Source organism: Moraxella oblonga NBRC 102422, from assembly GCF_001598275.1.
GTDB classification, from domain to species: domain Bacteria; phylum Pseudomonadota; class Gammaproteobacteria; order Pseudomonadales; family Moraxellaceae; genus Moraxella; species Moraxella oblonga.
Genome location: NZ_BCYQ01000017.1, coordinates 24,367 through 40,681, shown reverse-complemented (window position 1 = coordinate 40,681; position 16,315 = coordinate 24,367). Strand labels below are relative to the sequence as shown.

Genomic DNA, 16,315 nt, shown 5'->3' with positions numbered 1-16,315 from the left:
AGTTTCAAATGTCATTTATTTTTATGGCTTTTTGTATTATCTGTGGTTTTATCAATGTATTGGGATAAAGAATGGTTATATCTTGCGGTTGTTAATTTTTGGGCAATTGGGGTTTTACTTGCTATTTTTTATAAAAAATTAAGAAAATATTTTGACACTTTACAATATCAACATCATCATTTAAAACAAGGTGTGGATAAAATTGGCGACCTTGATAAAAAATATGCAGTTGAACAAACCTTACAAAATTTACATCGTGGATATAAATTGATCTGTTGCCCAAATTGCACTTCTCAAAGATTAAATAGCCTAAAATATAAAGTAATTGAGAATGGCAAAACCAAAATTCAACACATTTGTTTGCATTGCAATCATCAAACACCATTTGATGTTAAAAGTCAAAAAACAGTGATTTTATATTTTATTTTAATTATTATGGCAAATGTATTTTCTCAATATTATTTTGTAGAAGATGTTTTTGCGTTAATCTTATTTACTCTATTTTGTTTTACAACTTCTAATATTCTTGAATTTATAGATTTTAAACAGGATAATCAATGACCCCCCTAGCCCAGCGTATTCGCCCCAAATCCATTGATGAGATGATTGGGCAGAATCATCTATTAGGCGAGAATGCCCCCATTACCAAAATGGTGCGTGAGGGTTATTTACCATCTATGATTTTGCACGGCAATGCAGGCCTTGGCAAAACAACATTGGCAAGTTTATTAGCCAAAAGCGTGGGACGAGAATTTCACCCCTTATCCGCCATCAAAAAGATCTTTGGCTTCTTTCTATCACAAATTAAGATTTTGTAGTAGAATAAAACAGATGAATTATGCTGAATACCAAGCAAATCACTTGTTGTTCTAGCTGTTACATTACTTCTGCGACAAAAAATTCAAGTAGTTTTAACTGTACTTTTTTACTTAGTTTACAATGAGCTGTCTTCATGTTTGTGGTATGGCATAGTTGCTAGTCTACGTCAGACCCAAGGTCTTGTTTGTGGCAAGCTTGTCAAACCCAACAAAAAAAACCGCTCACCCTTTGACTTAGCTCAGGGTGAACGGTTTTTGTATGATTTTGGTGTGGACTGGGTATTTGGGTGATTTTTGATTTGCCATCAAAAAATGATGTGCTTTCTTATGGTGATGTCATGGTGTCAAATCCGCCACTCAATAAAGTTTTTAAGTAGGCGTAAGCCTGCATTATGGCTTTTTTCGGGGTGGAATTGGGTGATAAAGAGGTTGTCTTTGATGACACTTGCCACAAAAGTCGTACCATAATCGCAAGTGGCGGTGATGATGCCTGCGTTGCGAGCATCTGTCATGTCAGGCTTGCAATAATAACTGTGTGTAAAATAAAAATGCTCGCCACGACAGCCCTCCCACAAGACGTGGTCGGTATCGGTATGTACGGCGTTCCAACCGACATGAGGGATTTTGATGGGTGAGCCGTTGTCCGTCCACGACTCATCAAATCTCTCCACACTACCTGCGATGACACCCAAGCATGGCACACGTCCTCCTTCGGTAGAATAATCAAACATCGCCTGCATACCCACACAAATCGCCATGACAGGTTTGGTGCGTAGAGCATCTTTGACCGCCACATCAACGCCTGCATTTCTCATGTGGTGCATGGCATCGCCTATCGCCCCCACGCCCGGTAGCAGAACTTTATCTGCTTGGCGTATCACATGAGGGTCGTTTGTGATGACCGTGTCTGCTCCTGCTACTGTGAGGGCGTTGGCGACTGAATATAGATTGCCTACGCCATAATCCAATAATGCAACTTTCATAAATTATCCTTATAACATCTCTTTGGTGGAAGGTAGTCGTCCGCCTGCTCGTTCATCATATTCGCACGCCATGCGTAAGGCACGAGCTAGGGCTTTAAAGACGCTTTCTATCTGATGATGGCTGTTTTTGCCTTTTAGGTTGTCAATGTGCAAGGTAATCATGGCGTGATTGACCAATCCATAAAAAAACTCACTGAACAAATCCACGTCCAACTTGCCAACATAAGCACGTGTAAAAGGTATGTCCATGTGCAAGCCTGGTCTGCCTGAAATGTCCACCACCACACGACTTAGACTCTCATCAAGCGGTGCGTAAAAATGTCCATAACGGCGAATGCCTTTTTTGTCGCCTAAGGCCTGTTTTAGAGCTTGACCCAGTGCAATGCCGATGTCCTCAACGCTGTGATGATCGTCAATGTGCGTATCGCCCGTGCATTTGATTTCTAGGTCAAACAATCCATGTCGTGCGATTTGTTCAAGCATGTGATCTAAAAAAGGTACGCCAGTATCTAGCTTGCTCACGCCTGTACCATCGATGTTTAGGCTTAGGGTGATTTGGGTTTCGGCGGTATTTCTGGTAATCTTTGCGGTGCGTGTCATGAGTTTTCCTTGCATGGCTAAAAAGATTTATTCTACACAATTTTGTCAAAATGTGGAGAAATTTTTAGGGAATTTTTGAGAAGTTGGGCAAATTGTTTTATAATACAATTTTAAATTTTTGGACAAACTCATGGCACTATTACCCATTTTACATTATCCTGATCCACGCCTACGGACGATTGCCAAAGAAGTGAGTGTATTTGATGATGATTTACAGACACTCATCGCTGATATGTTTGATACCATGTATGATGCCAAAGGTATCGGATTGGCTGCCACGCAGGTGGATAGACACGTGCGTGTGGTGGTGATGGATTTGGCAGGTGAAAACGAAGAGCCACGCCCACAGGTGTTTATCAACCCTGTCGTAACACCACTCACCGATGAGCGATGTCCCTACAAAGAAGGCTGTCTGTCTATCCCTGAGGTGTATGATGAGATTATGAGACCTGCTCGGGTGCGGATTGAGGCGTTAGACGCAGATGGTCAGGCATTTACGATTGAGGCAGATGGGCTGTTGGCGGTGTGTATCCAGCATGAGCTTGATCATCTCAATGGCGTACTGTTTGTGGATTATTTATCTCGCTTAAAGCAAGATAGAGCCCGTGATAAAGTGCGTAAAGTCGTTGCCAAAAAAGGCTAAAATCATTTCCCAAAATCCCCAAAATCATTTTGGGGATTTTTTTGAATTTATTTTTCACAAAAAATTCATCAAACTTTCATCAAAAATTCATCATTGATTCTTAAAATGCTCAAAAATCATGGGAATTGAGCGATGTTTGAATTATTGACGATATTGGTGGCGTTGGTTCATTTTATTGGTATCATTGGTTTTTTAACGCCACTCATGGCGATTTGGTTTGCCATTGACCATGTCAAAATGAACAAAGCAGGTTTGGTGGGCGTGGGGTTAGGCTTTGTCATTGCTGTTGTTGTCAGTAGTGTGATGTATTTGTCAGTGGCGACCATTAGCCATAACTTTTTTGAATTTTATAGTCATTATGGCTCTAAATTTTCAGAGTTTTATAGTCAGTACTTATTAAATACTGCTATTGTTGTCAATGTCGTATTGATGTTATTGTGGTTTGACAAAACTTTCATCAATAACAAAAACTTTACTTGGACTTTATTGATGAGCTATCAGGTGTCTTTATTTTTCTTGCTCATCTTTAATCCATTATTGGTGCTGGTATTAGAAAAATGTGGCGTGATTGATGTTGCCATTGGTCATTTTGCCAAAAGCCTTAGAATTTTATCCAGCGATGTGGACATTAGAAATGATTTGATTCACCCAAAACTCAGTCGCCAATCTTATATGCAAATGGGGGTATTTTTCTTTTTCAATCAACTGCTGGTGATATTGATGGCGATACGTCATCGCCGTACCGCCAAACATCAGCCCAAATCCGATTGAACATTATGCCCGCAAATAATGTTCAAACACCGCCCCAAAATCGTATTGGCGAATGCTTGTTAATCTGTCGTGATAGCCTAGTTCAACCTGCTGTACGGTTTGGTTGATGATGTCTGGCAAATTTAAAATTACCGTCTCTGGCATATCTTTTAAGGCAAACATTTGAGTAATGCTGTCAAATGATTTGTTCAAAATCATTTCACGTTCTTTGATGTATGCACATTTGTCAGCGATGGCTGTCAGTGCTTTGTATATATCACGCACACCCTCAATTTGTTGTTTGTCAATATCAATGCTAAACGCCAAACCACCCACATTAAATTTAAGTTCTACGTCCAAATCTATCGTACCTGCCGTTTCAATGCGGACATGGCTTGGGGCAAAATGGCGATAAGGATAGCGGTTGAGTGTACGTTTTTTGCTGGTGGCGGATTGACCGTCTAAGTGAATAAAAGCGGTGTTGGTAAAACAGTACTCATCCATTTTGGATTTGATGACAAAATAGATTTTTTCACCGTCTTCATGAAAAACATAATCATCAATGTCGGTTTGGTTGAACTGACTGGGTGGTATGATTTTGCCGATGTCGGATAAGCCCAAAGCATCGGCGGCGAAATTTTTAAACATGGTTTTGTCCTTAAAATTGATGACATTGTACAGATGATTGTACCATAATTTGCCTTAAAAAAGAGTTTTTTGGTGAAAAAATCACCAAATCCCCTTGTAAAAAAGAAATGTTATAGTATAATAAAATTATCACTAATTATGGAGTATCATCATGCAAGTATTATCTTCACTCAAATCCGCCAAAACTCGCCACGAAGATTGCCAAGTGGTTCGCCGTCGTGGTCGTACCTTTGTGATTTGTAAATCCAACCCACGCTTTAAAGCGGTGCAGGGCGGTAAAAAACGCAAATAATGTTAGAGCGATGAGAAAAAAGGACGTAAAAACGTCCTTTTTCTTTTTTACAGAGGCTGACAAATAGGGCAATAAACACTGGCTCGCCCACCAATTTTTGTGTTTTCAAGTGGGTGAGTGCATTTGGTGCAAGACTCGCCTGCACGCCCATAAACCAGCAATGTTTGCTGAAAATAGCCTGTTTTGCCTGCCCCGACAGTAAAATCTTTGAGGCTAGAACCACCTTGTTCTATGGAGCGTGCTAGTATGGTTTTGATGTTGAGTACTAATTTTGCCAGTTTATCGTGGCTTATGGTGCAGGCGGGGGTAGCAGGGTGTATGCCTGACATAAATAGGCTTTCAACAGCATAAATGTTGCCCACGCCAACCACCACCGACTGCTCCATGATGAGTGTTTTTATGGGTTTGTGAGTTTTTTTGGCAAAACTGGCAAGATAATCCACGTCAAATACCTCATCTAGTGGCTCAACCCCCAGTTTGTCCAAATATCGCCTAGCATCATCAGCCCACATTACCATACCAAAACGTCTGGGGTCATGATAATGCAGTCTTATGTCATCAAAGCCAAAAATGACGTGGTCATGTTTGCGTGGTGTCATGCCTATATGCTGTTGTAAACTGCCTGACATACCCAGATGAATGAGCAGTTCTAGGGTATCATCGCCATTTTTAAAAAATAAAATCAAATACTTAGCACGGCGAGTTACATCATTTAATGTCGCCCCCACCAATTGATCTAAATCGTTTGGGATAGGTTCACGCAGACGATACCCTGATAGGTAAATGTCATTGATGGTTTTGCCAAGTAGGGGCGATAGGCTTAATTTGGTGGTTTGGACTTCGGGCAATTCGGGCATAATTATTTACCTGTTAAAAACACCATGCTAAGACATTGGTATTAAAATGTAAAGTTGCAAAACAAAATCATTAAGATTGGCTAAATTGGATTTTAGTTGGTTTTGGTAACAATTTTTGTACCCAAGTGTTAGGATTTTAAAAGTTTTTTTGGCGTTTGTCATGGCATATTTGTTAAAATTTTGCTATTATATGTTGTCTTTTTTTATTGAAATATTGGAAAAATCATGGCAAAACGTAGCACATTTTTATTGACCGCACTCATGGCATCAATTGTGGCTTTGACAGGCTGTAATAATGACGGCAAAAGTGAAAGCAAATCAAGCTCTAGCACCACCATCACCAATAAAAGTCCAGAGCTAGAACAAGTGGGTTATAGTTTGGGTTATCTAATGGCAAGTGGCAACAAACAAGAAGTGCCTGATTTGGACGTAAAAGCCTTTGAAAAAGGATTTAGAGATGGTTATAGTGGCGATGAGTCCAAGCGTGCATTGACCGAAGATGAAATGAAAAAAGTTCTGACCGATTACCAAAAGAAACGTGAAGAACAAATCGTCAAAGAAATTGAAGAGAAAGCCAAGAAAAACAAAGAAGAAGGCGAGAAATTCTTAGCCGAAAACGCCAAAAAAGAAGGGGTGAAAACCACGCCATCTGGACTACAATACAAAATCATCACTCAAGGTACTGGTCCTAATCCAAAGGCGACTGACATTGTGGCGGTTCATTATGAAGGTAAGCTCCTAAATGGCGAAGTGTTTGATAGCTCTTATAAACATGGTGAGCCTGCCCAGTTTAAACTCAATGAAGTTATCAAAGGTTGGACAGAAGGTTTGCAACTGATGCCAGCGGGCAGTAAGTATGAGTTTTACATTCCGTCCGATTTGGCGTATGGCGAAGCAGGCAACCCTGTGATTGAGCCTAACAGTGTATTGACGTTTACTGTTGAACTGTTGGACGAAGAAACTGCCAAAAAAGCCATCGCAGAAGCCAAAGCCAAAGCCGAAGCTCAGATGGCAGAAGTCATGAAGCAGATGGAGGCTCAACAAGCCAAACCTGAACAAGCCCAATCCAAAGAAGTTAAAAAATAACCACACGCTGATGGGTGCGACAGCACTCATCACTCGTCAAAACCAAGTGCGTGTAACACTTGGTTTTTGTCGCTTATTTGATTAAAAAGAGATATGACTGATACAGCTACCCAATTCCAACATCAAACGGTACTTTTGACCCAAACGGTTGCCAGCGTACTTGGGGTGGCTGATTTGTCCCAAATGTCTCCCAAATCAGGCGTGTATGTGGACGCAACCTTTGGGCGGGGGGGTCATAGTCGTTTGCTACTTGAATGTTTGAGCAACGATAGTATGCTTATTGTCTTTGACAAAGACCCGCAAGCGATAGCGGTTGCTCATGAGCTTGCCAGTACTGACCATCGTGTGCGTGTGGTGCATGATAGTTTTTGCAACTTAACAGAATGTTTATCAAAACTAAATATCAGTCAAGTTGATGGCATCATGGCAGATTTGGGAGTGTCTAGCCCTCAGCTTGATGATGGTTCTCGTGGGTTTAGTTTTATGCGAGATGGGGCGGTGGATATGCGTATGGATACCAGTCGTGGGCAAAGTGTGGGGCAGTGGCTAAAAGTGGTGGATGAAGAAACGCTTGCTAATGTCCTATATGAGTATGGCGAAGAACGTCATAGTCGTAGGATTGCCAAAGCGATTAAGGCGATGGAAAGTTATGATTCTACTTTGGCGTTGGCAGAAACCATCAAGCAAGCTCACCCCGCTTGGCAAAAAGGCAAACACCCTGCAACTCAGAGCTTTCAGGCGATGCGGATTTTTATCAACAACGAACTGTCTGATGTCAAAGATTTTTTGTGTCAAACATTGGGGGTGTTAAAGGCGGGCGGACAGCTTGCGGTGATTAGCTTTCATTCACTAGAAGACCGTATCATCAAACAGTTTTTAAACAATCATAGTAAGGGCAAATATGAAGGCGATGATGTGTTGCTCTTTGCTCCAAAACGCCCAAAATACTTTGACAAACCTTATCGCATTGCCCCTAGCGATGATGAAATCAAAACCAATCCACGAGCCAGAAGTGCCTATTTGCGTGGGGCGAAGCGTAGTGATGTACCGTTTAATCCATAAACCTTTAAGACAAGATACAATGAGCCAAAAGCGAAACCGTCCTATTTTAGAATTACAAGAAAAGCCTGTTCATAGCGTAGGGCCGGTGGCGATTTATCGTTTGATTTTGCTGGTGGTTGTTATTTGTATTTTGGCGACATCGGTGGCAGTGTCACGCCAGACCCAAGAGCGTCACGAGACCTATCGCACCTTGCAGATTTTAAAAAGAGATTTGGCAACCATGCAAATTGAGCAAGAGCGACTGCTCATTGAACAGCAGACGTTTAGTGCCACGCCCCAAGTTGCCAAACGTGCAGTTGATGAATTGGGTATGTTTTTTCCAAGCAATCATCACAAAAAAATTATCTCTCCCACCTACATGGGTACGGAGATTCAGCCATGAAAAAAACATCAGCCAGTAAGGTGGTTAAACCATTACGCAAGAAAAAAACCGACCAAAACCCAACCCAAGAGACTCAAAATACCAACACCTTAAAAGAGCGACTTGGCAAGGTGGGCAGTATTGGCAAAAAAACTGACAAAACCAACCAACAAAAAGCCCCAAAACGCAAAGTTCGCCCCAGCGTATCCTTTGTGGGTGGACTACAAGACGCTGGGCGATTTCGCTGGATTTGGGCGTTGATGGTGATTGGGTTTGGCGTTTTGTTTGTGCGGGCGTTTTATTTGCAAATCATCAATGCAGACTTTTATATCAAACAAGGCGACAAACTCATCACTGCCAAACAAACCTTGCCTGCCACTCGTGGCATGATTTTGGATACTAATGGGGCGGTACTGGCGGCTAATGCTCCATTATCCAACGTGATTTTTAGTCCTTATGATTATGCCCAAGCCTACTACGAAGCCAAACGCCTAGAAAAAACCGCCCGCAGTGATGTTGGTAGACAAAACGCCAAAGAAACTTTACGCAAAATGGACTTGAATCTGTTGGCTGTTGCATCCAATGTTCCACGTGAAACATTGGAAAAGGCGGTGAAAATTGACGGTACAGTTGATGTAACCAACAAAGAAGCGGTGGAGAATGTGTTGCCACGGGGTGCTGGCTCTAAACGTATGGTGTTGTTAAGCAGAGTGTCGCCAGAAGTTGCCGAGACGGTAACGTTACTAAAATTTAAAGGTGTGTCCGAGGAGAAAAAACAACAGCGTTTTTATCTACAACCTGAACCAACCGCCCAGATTTTGGGTTATATGGCACAATCTAGCCAAGATGAAGATGGCTATGTGGGCAGGGCAGGGATTGAATCTAAATACGAAAAACAGCTTGCTGGTGAAAATGGACAAATTTTGACCTTGCGGTCAGTACGTAGCTCCATCGGCGAAATCAGAGAATTAAAACCCAAGATAGCTGGGCAAAATATTCAGCTCACCATTGATTCACGATTACAATATATTTTGTATAAAGAACTTGCCGAATTAGGTCGCCGTCAATCCGCCAAGACCACGTCTGGTATCATCGTAGACGTGATGACAGGCGATGTGCTGGCGATGTCGTCTTGGCCGTCCTTTAACTCCAACAACTTATCCGACCGCACCAATGAAAACGAGCGTAATCGTGCAGTGCTTGATGTCTTTGAGCCGGGTTCGGTGATGAAGCCCTTTACGGTCATTGCTGCCCTAGAATCTGGCAAATACAATGTCAATACACTTATCAATACTTCTCCCGGCTCAATAAAGCTTGGTGGATACAGCATTCGTGATAGTGGCAACTATGGCTCAATCACGCTTGCCAAACTGCTCCAAAAATCTAGTAACGTTGCCTCTGCCAAGATTGCACTGGCATTGCCTCCACAAACAATCGCTGAGACACAAAGGCGGTTTGGTCTTGGCAAAAAAACAGCCTTAGATTTTCCTGCCGAAGCATCAGGCAAAGTTGCTACTCCTAGTGCCAAAGACGTAACTCGTCGTGCGACATTGGCGTACGGTTATGGTCAGCAGGTTACGCTTGCCCAAATCGCCCAAGCCTATGCCACGCTCGGTAATGGGGGTGTCATGCGTCCGTTGAGATTAGTAAAATCCGAATCTGCCTTAGAGCCTATACAAGTTGCCAAGTCTAGCCATGCCCAAAGTGTTGTTAACATGATGATTAGTGTTACCGAGCAAGGTGGTACAGCAATGGATGCTAGCATCAATGGTTATCATGTGGCAGGTAAAACGGGAACAAGCCGTTTGACCAATAAACATGGTGGTTATTATAAAGACAAATACCGCAACGTCTTTGCAGGACTTGCTCCTGCCACAAACCCTCGCTTTGTGGTGGCAATCATGGTAGAAGACCCCAAGCGTGCCAAATATGCAGGGCAAACGGCTGCCCCTGTTTTTGCCAATGTCATGAAAGAGACTTTGCGTCTGTACAATGTACCATACGATAAACCACTTGATTTGTCCAAAGATTGATAAAAAGGAATGTGTACGATGACTTTATCCCAACTTTTTGCCAAATTTAACACCTTACCCAGTGAGCTTGCCAATTTGCAAGATTTGCCCATTAGTGATTTGCCTTTTAATGCCCTACAAGTTGACAGCCGAAAGGTGGCGGACGGTGATGTGTTTGTTTTGTTAAAACCGCAAGGAAGCGAGCCTGATTTTGAAAAAATCCAAAACTATCTAAATCAAGTGGCGGGCAAGGCGGTATTTGTGTTGTCCGAGCTTGATGTGTCGCCCATTGCTGATTTTATCATTGGTTATGAGACGCCGATTTTTATCGTGCCAAGCATACGAGATTATTTGGGCGAGCTTGTGCAATTTTCTTTACAAAATCAAAATCCGACCACTTTGCCAACCGTCATCGCTGTAACAGGCACCAATGGCAAAACCACCATTAGTCAGCTTGTCGCCCAATTTGCTCACTTGGCAGGACAAAAAGTGGCAGTAATGGGGACTGCGGGCAATGGTATCTTGGGTGAAAAAAAGGAAGGTGAAAATGGCTTAAATGATTTAACCCCAAGCACTCACACCACCCTAGAAGTCTTCGCTTTGCAACACGCCTTGTATGACTATGCCAAGCAAGGCGTACAAATCCTATCCATTGAAGCCAGTTCGCATGGCTTGCACCAAAACCGTTTGCAAGGCGTGCCTATATCTATTGCGATTTTTACCAATCTCACCCGAGACCATCTGGACTATCATCATGATATGGCGGATTATGCCAACGCCAAAGCCTGTTTGTTTGACAAATCTCTTTTCCCCCATTTGACCCATGCCATCATCAACCTTGATGATGAACACTCGTCTATTTTTATTGAGCGGGCAAAAGCGTCTCATTTGACCGTGTGGACTTATAGCCTGACTGATGATAAAGCAGACATTGTTGCCAAAAATATTGCCCCAAGCCTTGATGGGGTGGATATGTATATCATGACCCCACAAGGAGAAATGATGGTAAAAAGCCCATTATTGGGTATGTTTAATGTAGCAAACCTTTTGGCAAGCATTGGGGCAAGCCTTGCAATGGGTATTGAAATTGATAAAATTACCAGTATTATCAATCGCTTAAAAGGAGCGAGCGGACGTATGGAGCGAGTGCCATCAAGCAAAGGGGCGTTTATCGTTGACTATGCCCACACGCCTGATGCGGTAGAGCAAGTGCTATCAAGCCTACGCACGCATTGTGCAGGGACGCTGTTTGCGGTGCTTGGCTGTGGGGGAGACAGAGACAAAGGCAAAAGACCTTTGATGACCAAATCTGCCCTAAAATTTGCTGATAAAGTGATTTTGACTGCGGACAATCCTAGAAGTGAAGAGCCTTTGGCGATTTTAAAAGATATGCAAGAAGGTCTAGATTGCGACAGTCATTATAAAATTGAGATTGAACCTGATAGGAAGATTGCAATTGAACTGGCGGTCAAACTGGCAGGCGAGAGAGATATTGTGGCGATTTTGGGCAAAGGGCATGAGACTTATCAAGAGATTAAGGGCGTGCGATATGATTTTGATGACAGAGTGGTGGTGGGAGAGATGATTGAGCGGTTTGGGAAGTGAATGGGCAAATGAACAATCATCAAAAAGCGATTTTGGATAATCATTGTGATAATATCGTCAATAGTTTGATGGTGATTGTTTATTGTTTTACCATATTATTGGTAACTTTTGATATTATTCATAGTTTTTTGATTTTTTTGTTGCTATTGGTCAGCATAAAATCAATTCTATAATCAAAAAACAATTAAATCAATTTTATCAAAAGCAACCACCAACCCAAAAAACCATTAAACTTATTAAACATCTTTATTAGTTGTTGTGTTTTATGTTTATTGGTATTGGTGCATGTTGTTTTTATTATGTGATTGTCTATAAATAAATCATCATACTGCTGTGATTTGATCTAAAATGAGTGAAAAATATTTATTAAATGCCCTACCACCCAAATTTATCAATATCGCCAAAAGTGCCATTGAAAAAGAAATCAAGAGAGAAACTGCTCTTGTCAATGATGACAATACGCCTGATGAGTTATTGTTTGATATTGCTTATGGTAATGACATTCCCATTTTACAAGGTGTGCTTGATGAAATGCAAAATCCACACCAAATGGTGTTGGGTGATTTGTATGTATTTAGCCAAAATGCAGATGGCACAGAAACGACTTTGCAAAATTTTGGGCGAGCCTTGCCTGATGGTGAAACGGCAAAATGGGTGTTTTTGGCAAAGGATTTTGATGAAGCCTGTGCCATAAAAAATCAGTTGATGGATTTTGAGCCTTATAAACCAATGCCTAAGAGCATCGCCATTAATGAGCATTATCTCTTAAAAAAGAACAAAGAACGCTATGCCTTAGAAGTCATTATTTATCAACCGCAGAATTTTGGCGGTATTTGGCAATGTGATTATCATATTGGGGCGAATATGCCAGACTTTGACACCATTTATCAGACAATTTATGATAAAAATGGATTAAATGTTTTAAAAAGTACCATTAAAAGCGTGGAAAATCACTTAACTGCATTTAGAAAATTGGGCTTTAAAGTATTAATCAATCAAATGGTTAATTGCAATGATAATACGAAGTAAGATAATCTTTTAAATTGGTAGATTAACGATGGGGGATAATAATGTTTGATACAGGACAACAAGATTGCACGATTGACGGTTTATTTTTTAAACTGACTTGCCACGCTTTTCCAGAAAGTTATGATGTTTTTTATAATGATAAACAAGTTGCCTATGTCAGACTAAGGCATGGCGAATTAAAAGTTACCAATCCTGATAATACTGAAATTTGGTGGAATACGCACGATACCGATTGCCATTTTCCACCTGATAAGCAGTTAAAAAACGAAGGCTTGTTTGATGATGAAAATGAAAGACTATTTTATTTAACCATCATTGCCAAAGTGATTTATAAAAAGTTAAATAATCCTAATTGGCAAGTTTGGCAAGAAAATCACTTTTTAAATATTGGGATTGATTGATGAAAAAATGGTTATGCACTTTTATGGCAATAATGGTAAGTCAGGCGGTTTTTGCCCAAACTTATTTTGAATGCACCGACACGACTGGCTCAAAAATCAGTTTTAAGGATTTGCCAAAAGAGTATCACGCTTTGGCAGATGGAGAAAAATTATTTGCCTATGAGATGTCAAGTATTGGGCTTGGGCATACTTTTTTTATTCCTAAATCTGATATAAAAGCCAATCAGCAATATTTTACAAATGAAAATGGCGATAAAATATATCAAGAAACCATTTCATTTGTATATGATAATATTGGCTACGAAATAGAGCATTTAACCGTTGGTGAGAATAAAACCGCCACTATTAAAGAAACCATTCTTGATAAAGAAAGCGACAATCAAGAAATTTATCATTGTGATATGACAAAACCTGTGATAATTTTGTTAAATCAGTTATAAAAATGTCGTGATAATAAATTCATCAATTTAACATTAATTTAAAACCAAAGGCATAAAAATGACCCCCTATATCTGGCAATTTGATAATTTAAACACCGCTTTGGGCGAATTAAACCCCATTTGGCACGGACGATTTACCGCCCAAAGCACCAAGATTACCACCGACACAAGACAGCTAAACGCAGGCGATATTTTTTTGGCAATCTGTGGCGACAACTTTGACGGACACGCCTTTATTGATACCGCCAAAGACAAAGGGGCGGTGCTTGCGATTGTTAATCACAAGGTAGAAAGTGATTTGCCACAAGTGGTGGTGGGCGACAGCAAACAGGCACTTGGACTGCTTGGCAAATACCGCCGTGATGTTCACCCCAATTTGCAAGTGGTGGCTTTGACTGGCTCATCTGGCAAAACCACCACCAAAGAAATGCTTGGCTCTATCCTCTCACAAATCGCCCCCACGCTCATCACAAGGGGCAATCTAAACAACGATTTGGGCGTGCCGATGATGCTTTTGGAGCTTACCGATGAGCATAAATTTGCCGTGATGGAGCTTGGGGCAAATCATATTGGCGAGATTGCCTACACCACCGCCCTTGTATCGCCTGATGTTGCTTGCGTGCTAAACATTGGCACGGCTCACTTGGGCGAGTTTGGCGGACGAGACAACATCGCCAAAACCAAAGCCGAGATTTTTCAAGGCCTAGATGACACAGGCGTGGCGGTGTTGCCCTATGGCGATGAGTTTTTTGACATATTGGCAAATGAAGCCCAAAAATTTACCCAGCAGATTTTAACCACAGGCGAGCAAAATGTACCGCCCAAACTTGCCCTTGATTTTTCCAAACTCTCTGACATAGAAAAAGAGGAGCTTGGCAAACTGGATTTTGTGCAAGTCACAGGCGATGTTTTTGCCGATGATGTGGTGGTAGAAGGCGATAAGGTGGGCTTTGAGTTGTATGTCAATTTGGCGGTAGATGAGTTTGATGAAGGGGCGGTATTATTGCCCTTTGCAGGCGAACATAATGTGAGCAATGCTTTGTCTGCTGCTGCTTGTGCAGTGGCGTTGGGTGTGGATTTTGAGCTGATTGTAAGTGGTCTTAACAATGCCAAACCTGCCAAAGGGCGACTTAATTTCAAAACCTTTGGCAATCATCTGATTATTGATGATACCTACAATGCCAATGTCCCTGCGATGATGGCAGGCTTAAAAGTGCTAAATGCCCAAAAGTTTTTGGACAAAAATGCTTATGATAAGACGCTGATGGTCATTGGCGATATTGGCGAGCTGGGCGATGAGGCGGTAAGTGAACATCAGTCGCTGGGCGAGCAGATTGGGCAGGTGGGTGTGGATAAGCTCATTTGTGTGGGCGATTTGATGAAACACACGCACGAATATGCCTCAAAGGTGGGGATTGACAGCGTACATTTTGCCGATAAACCCTTGATAAAAGATGAGATTTTATCTATGATTGGAGATGGTCAAAACTGGGCAATGCTCTTTAAGGGGTCAAGATTTATGGCGATGGAAACAATCGTGAATGATTTAATAAACACAACGAGCGAGTAAACTATGTTATATTGGCTGATTGATTATTTGGATATTTTACGCAGTCAGACGATTGCATCTTTGGGACTTCGAAGTTTACTGGCAGTAGTAACGAGTATGGCAATTGTCCTGTTAGCAGGTAGACCTGTGATTGATTATTTGCGTAGCCTTAGGTATGGTCAGGCGGTGCGTACAGATGGTCCAAAAACGCATTTGGTAAAGCAAGGTACACCCACGATGGGTGGGGTGCTGATTTTGCTGGCTATTGGCATTTCTACCTTGTTATGGGCTGATTTGACCAATCCTTATGTTTGGATTTTGATGGCGGTGATGGTGATTTTTGGGGCGGTGGGCTGGCGTGATGACTGGCTAAAAATCAAACACAAAAACCCCCAAGGCTTGGTTGCCAAGAAAAAATACTTTTGGTTGTCAGTTGGTGCATTGCTTGCTGGTGGTTCGCTCTACTATATTGCTTTGCAACAAAACCCTACTACCATGATGGCAATGCAAGATTTGTTATTGCCCGTCTTTAAAAATTGGGTCATTCCTCTATCTGCTATCCCCTTTGGTTTGGGGTTTATTACGCTGACCTACTTTGCCATTAATGGTACGTCCAATGCAGTCAATCTCACTGATGGTCTTGATGGTTTGGTGGCTTTGCCTGTGGTGTTGGTATCAGCAGGACTTGGGGTGTTTGCTTATGTGTCTGGTCATGCTGAATGGGCAAATTATCTGTCTGTACCCTTCATTGCCTACAATAGCGAAGTGGTGGTGGTCTGTGCATCTATGGTTGGAGCGTGTTTGGGGTTTTTATGGTACAATGCTGCTCCTGCCGAAGTGTTTATGGGTGATGTGGGTGCATTGTCGCTTGGTGGTATGCTTGGCACGATTGCAGTGATGACACGCCAAGAGATTGCTTTTATTCTGATGGGCGGTATTTTTGTGGCGGAGGCTCTGTCGGTGATTATCCAAGTAGGGTCATACAAACTGCGTAAAAAACGAGTTTTTCGTATGGCACCCTTGCACCATCATTTTGAAGAAATGGGCTTAAAAGAAACCAAAGTCGTCATACGTTTTTGGATTGTGTGTATTATCCTTGTGGTGTTGGCACTGATGACCTTAAAACTGCGTTAATGTTTATGTCTTAATTTAAAAAGGGCAAAGATGATTTGCCCTTTT

At 41.7% G+C, this 16,315-nt stretch carries 19 protein-coding genes and 1 pseudogene; 15 read left to right on the top strand and 5 right to left on the bottom strand.

Features of this window, described 5'->3' with window-relative positions; translation table 11 throughout:
* Nucleotides 1-54: 54 nt before the first annotated feature.
* Together MOB01S_RS06375 and MOB01S_RS06370 are read left to right on the top strand one after the other, a co-directional pair.
* Entirely contained in the window at nucleotides 55-561 is a 507-nt protein-coding gene (locus tag MOB01S_RS06375) for a hypothetical protein (RefSeq protein WP_157073915.1), read from the top strand.
* Nucleotides 558-818: an AAA family ATPase gene (locus MOB01S_RS06370; protein WP_066802766.1), complete on the top strand. Its 261-nt coding sequence runs from the start codon at nucleotides 558-560 to the stop codon at nucleotides 816-818. Before MOB01S_RS06375 ends, MOB01S_RS06370 begins: the two co-directional genes overlap by 4 nt.
* Here the strand turns inward: MOB01S_RS06370 and MOB01S_RS12795 are convergent.
* From MOB01S_RS12795 to hisB, 3 genes and pseudogenes are all read right to left on the bottom strand, one after another.
* Nucleotides 809-954: pseudogene (locus tag MOB01S_RS12795) on the bottom strand (IS1595 family transposase); the annotation flags it as partial. The gene MOB01S_RS06370 and the pseudogene MOB01S_RS12795 overlap by 10 nt on opposite strands.
* A gap of 208 nt (nucleotides 955-1,162) precedes the next feature.
* Nucleotides 1,163-1,801 (bottom strand): imidazole glycerol phosphate synthase subunit HisH, encoded by a 639-nt coding sequence (gene hisH / locus MOB01S_RS06365; protein WP_066802764.1) that lies wholly within the window; start codon nucleotides 1,799-1,801, stop codon nucleotides 1,163-1,165.
* 9 nt (nucleotides 1,802-1,810) lie between these two features.
* Nucleotides 1,811-2,401, bottom strand: coding sequence for an imidazoleglycerol-phosphate dehydratase HisB (hisB, locus tag MOB01S_RS06360; protein ID WP_066802762.1), 591 nt, complete (start codon nucleotides 2,399-2,401; stop codon nucleotides 1,811-1,813).
* Between the two features lie 130 nt (nucleotides 2,402-2,531).
* Between hisB and def the strand changes: the two genes are divergently transcribed.
* Together def and MOB01S_RS06350 are read left to right on the top strand one after the other, a co-directional pair.
* Complete coding sequence (def, locus tag MOB01S_RS06355) at nucleotides 2,532-3,044, top strand: peptide deformylase (protein ID WP_066802760.1); 513 nt, start codon at nucleotides 2,532-2,534, stop codon at nucleotides 3,042-3,044.
* A 132-nt stretch (nucleotides 3,045-3,176) separates the two neighbouring features.
* Nucleotides 3,177-3,815 (top strand): hypothetical protein, encoded by a 639-nt coding sequence (locus MOB01S_RS06350; RefSeq protein WP_066802759.1) that lies wholly within the window; start codon nucleotides 3,177-3,179, stop codon nucleotides 3,813-3,815.
* Between the two features lie 3 nt (nucleotides 3,816-3,818).
* Here the strand turns inward: MOB01S_RS06350 and MOB01S_RS06345 are convergent, their stop codons facing one another.
* On the bottom strand, nucleotides 3,819-4,442 hold the full coding sequence (locus tag MOB01S_RS06345) for a PH domain-containing protein (RefSeq protein ID WP_066802758.1): 624 nt from the start codon (nucleotides 4,440-4,442) through the stop codon (nucleotides 3,819-3,821).
* A 151-nt stretch (nucleotides 4,443-4,593) separates the two neighbouring features.
* On the opposite strand from MOB01S_RS06345, the gene ykgO reads away from it, so the two are divergent.
* Entirely contained in the window at nucleotides 4,594-4,734 is a 141-nt protein-coding gene (gene ykgO / locus MOB01S_RS06340) for a type B 50S ribosomal protein L36 (protein ID WP_029103571.1), read from the top strand.
* A gap of 47 nt (nucleotides 4,735-4,781) precedes the next feature.
* Here the strand turns inward: ykgO and mutM are convergent, their stop codons facing one another.
* Complete coding sequence (gene mutM, locus MOB01S_RS06335) at nucleotides 4,782-5,591, bottom strand: bifunctional DNA-formamidopyrimidine glycosylase/DNA-(apurinic or apyrimidinic site) lyase (RefSeq protein ID WP_066802757.1); 810 nt, start codon at nucleotides 5,589-5,591, stop codon at nucleotides 4,782-4,784.
* A 225-nt stretch (nucleotides 5,592-5,816) separates the two neighbouring features.
* On the opposite strand from mutM, the gene bamJ reads away from it, so the two are divergent.
* The 10 genes from bamJ to mraY all read left to right on the top strand — a co-directional run bounded on the left by bamJ (nucleotide 5,817) and on the right by mraY (nucleotide 16,270).
* Complete coding sequence (gene bamJ, locus MOB01S_RS06330; protein ID WP_084349638.1) at nucleotides 5,817-6,677, top strand: BamJ family beta-barrel-assembly machinery protein; 861 nt, start codon at nucleotides 5,817-5,819, stop codon at nucleotides 6,675-6,677.
* Between the two features lie 93 nt (nucleotides 6,678-6,770).
* Entirely contained in the window at nucleotides 6,771-7,739 is a 969-nt protein-coding gene (rsmH, locus tag MOB01S_RS06325; protein ID WP_066802756.1) for a 16S rRNA (cytosine(1402)-N(4))-methyltransferase RsmH, read from the top strand.
* A complete protein-coding gene (locus MOB01S_RS06320) occupies nucleotides 7,657-8,121 on the top strand; it encodes a cell division protein FtsL (RefSeq protein WP_245640010.1) in 465 nt (154 codons plus the stop codon). The genes rsmH and MOB01S_RS06320 overlap by 83 nt, the downstream gene beginning before the upstream one ends.
* The gene (locus tag MOB01S_RS06315; RefSeq protein WP_084349637.1) at nucleotides 8,118-10,133 is read left to right on the top strand and encodes a peptidoglycan D,D-transpeptidase FtsI family protein; all 2,016 of its coding nucleotides are present in this window, start codon (nucleotides 8,118-8,120) and stop codon (nucleotides 10,131-10,133) included. Before MOB01S_RS06320 ends, MOB01S_RS06315 begins: the two co-directional genes overlap by 4 nt.
* Nucleotides 10,134-10,151: 18 nt before the next feature.
* Complete coding sequence (locus MOB01S_RS06310) at nucleotides 10,152-11,717, top strand: UDP-N-acetylmuramoyl-L-alanyl-D-glutamate--2,6-diaminopimelate ligase (protein ID WP_157073914.1); 1,566 nt, start codon at nucleotides 10,152-10,154, stop codon at nucleotides 11,715-11,717.
* 348 nt (nucleotides 11,718-12,065) lie between these two features.
* Nucleotides 12,066-12,746 carry a hypothetical protein gene (locus MOB01S_RS06305; protein WP_066802754.1) on the top strand — a complete coding sequence of 227 codons (681 nt, stop codon included), beginning with the start codon at nucleotides 12,066-12,068 and terminating at the stop codon, nucleotides 12,744-12,746.
* Between the two features lie 41 nt (nucleotides 12,747-12,787).
* On the top strand, nucleotides 12,788-13,147 hold the full coding sequence (locus tag MOB01S_RS06300; RefSeq protein ID WP_066802748.1) for a hypothetical protein: 360 nt from the start codon (nucleotides 12,788-12,790) through the stop codon (nucleotides 13,145-13,147).
* Nucleotides 13,147-13,587, top strand: coding sequence for a hypothetical protein (locus tag MOB01S_RS06295; protein WP_066802747.1), 441 nt, complete (start codon nucleotides 13,147-13,149; stop codon nucleotides 13,585-13,587). The genes MOB01S_RS06300 and MOB01S_RS06295 overlap by 1 nt, the downstream gene beginning before the upstream one ends.
* A 58-nt stretch (nucleotides 13,588-13,645) precedes the next feature.
* The gene (locus tag MOB01S_RS06290; RefSeq protein ID WP_066802745.1) at nucleotides 13,646-15,157 is read left to right on the top strand and encodes a UDP-N-acetylmuramoyl-tripeptide--D-alanyl-D-alanine ligase; all 1,512 of its coding nucleotides are present in this window, start codon (nucleotides 13,646-13,648) and stop codon (nucleotides 15,155-15,157) included.
* 3 nt (nucleotides 15,158-15,160) lie between these two features.
* Nucleotides 15,161-16,270: a phospho-N-acetylmuramoyl-pentapeptide-transferase gene (mraY, locus tag MOB01S_RS06285; RefSeq protein WP_066802743.1), complete on the top strand. Its 1,110-nt coding sequence runs from the start codon at nucleotides 15,161-15,163 to the stop codon at nucleotides 16,268-16,270.
* The last annotated feature ends 45 nt before the right edge of the window (nucleotides 16,271-16,315 follow it).

Excerpts from the sequence above, each read along its gene's own strand:
- MOB01S_RS06375 (WP_157073915.1), top strand. The coding sequence starts at position 55 with ATGTATTGGGATAAAGAATGGTTATATCTTGCGGTTGTTAATTTTTGG.
- MOB01S_RS06370 (WP_066802766.1), top strand. The coding sequence starts at position 558 with ATGACCCCCCTAGCCCAGCGTATTCGCCCCAAATCCATTGATGAGATG.
- hisH (WP_066802764.1), bottom strand. The coding sequence starts at position 1,801 with ATGAAAGTTGCATTATTGGATTATGGCGTAGGCAATCTATATTCAGTC.
- hisB (WP_066802762.1), bottom strand. The coding sequence starts at position 2,401 with ATGACACGCACCGCAAAGATTACCAGAAATACCGCCGAAACCCAAATC.
- def (WP_066802760.1), top strand. The coding sequence starts at position 2,532 with ATGGCACTATTACCCATTTTACATTATCCTGATCCACGCCTACGGACG.
- MOB01S_RS06350 (WP_066802759.1), top strand. The coding sequence starts at position 3,177 with ATGTTTGAATTATTGACGATATTGGTGGCGTTGGTTCATTTTATTGGT.
- MOB01S_RS06345 (WP_066802758.1), bottom strand. The coding sequence starts at position 4,442 with ATGTTTAAAAATTTCGCCGCCGATGCTTTGGGCTTATCCGACATCGGC.
- ykgO (WP_029103571.1), top strand. The coding sequence starts at position 4,594 with ATGCAAGTATTATCTTCACTCAAATCCGCCAAAACTCGCCACGAAGAT.
- mutM (WP_066802757.1), bottom strand. The coding sequence starts at position 5,591 with ATGCCCGAATTGCCCGAAGTCCAAACCACCAAATTAAGCCTATCGCCC.
- bamJ (WP_084349638.1), top strand. The coding sequence starts at position 5,817 with ATGGCAAAACGTAGCACATTTTTATTGACCGCACTCATGGCATCAATT.
- rsmH (WP_066802756.1), top strand. The coding sequence starts at position 6,771 with ATGACTGATACAGCTACCCAATTCCAACATCAAACGGTACTTTTGACC.
- MOB01S_RS06320 (WP_245640010.1), top strand. The coding sequence starts at position 7,657 with ATGATGAAATCAAAACCAATCCACGAGCCAGAAGTGCCTATTTGCGTG.
- MOB01S_RS06315 (WP_084349637.1), top strand. The coding sequence starts at position 8,118 with ATGAAAAAAACATCAGCCAGTAAGGTGGTTAAACCATTACGCAAGAAA.
- MOB01S_RS06310 (WP_157073914.1), top strand. The coding sequence starts at position 10,152 with ATGACTTTATCCCAACTTTTTGCCAAATTTAACACCTTACCCAGTGAG.
- MOB01S_RS06305 (WP_066802754.1), top strand. The coding sequence starts at position 12,066 with ATGAGTGAAAAATATTTATTAAATGCCCTACCACCCAAATTTATCAAT.
- MOB01S_RS06300 (WP_066802748.1), top strand. The coding sequence starts at position 12,788 with ATGTTTGATACAGGACAACAAGATTGCACGATTGACGGTTTATTTTTT.
- MOB01S_RS06295 (WP_066802747.1), top strand. The coding sequence starts at position 13,147 with ATGAAAAAATGGTTATGCACTTTTATGGCAATAATGGTAAGTCAGGCG.
- MOB01S_RS06290 (WP_066802745.1), top strand. The coding sequence starts at position 13,646 with ATGACCCCCTATATCTGGCAATTTGATAATTTAAACACCGCTTTGGGC.
- mraY (WP_066802743.1), top strand. The coding sequence starts at position 15,161 with ATGTTATATTGGCTGATTGATTATTTGGATATTTTACGCAGTCAGACG.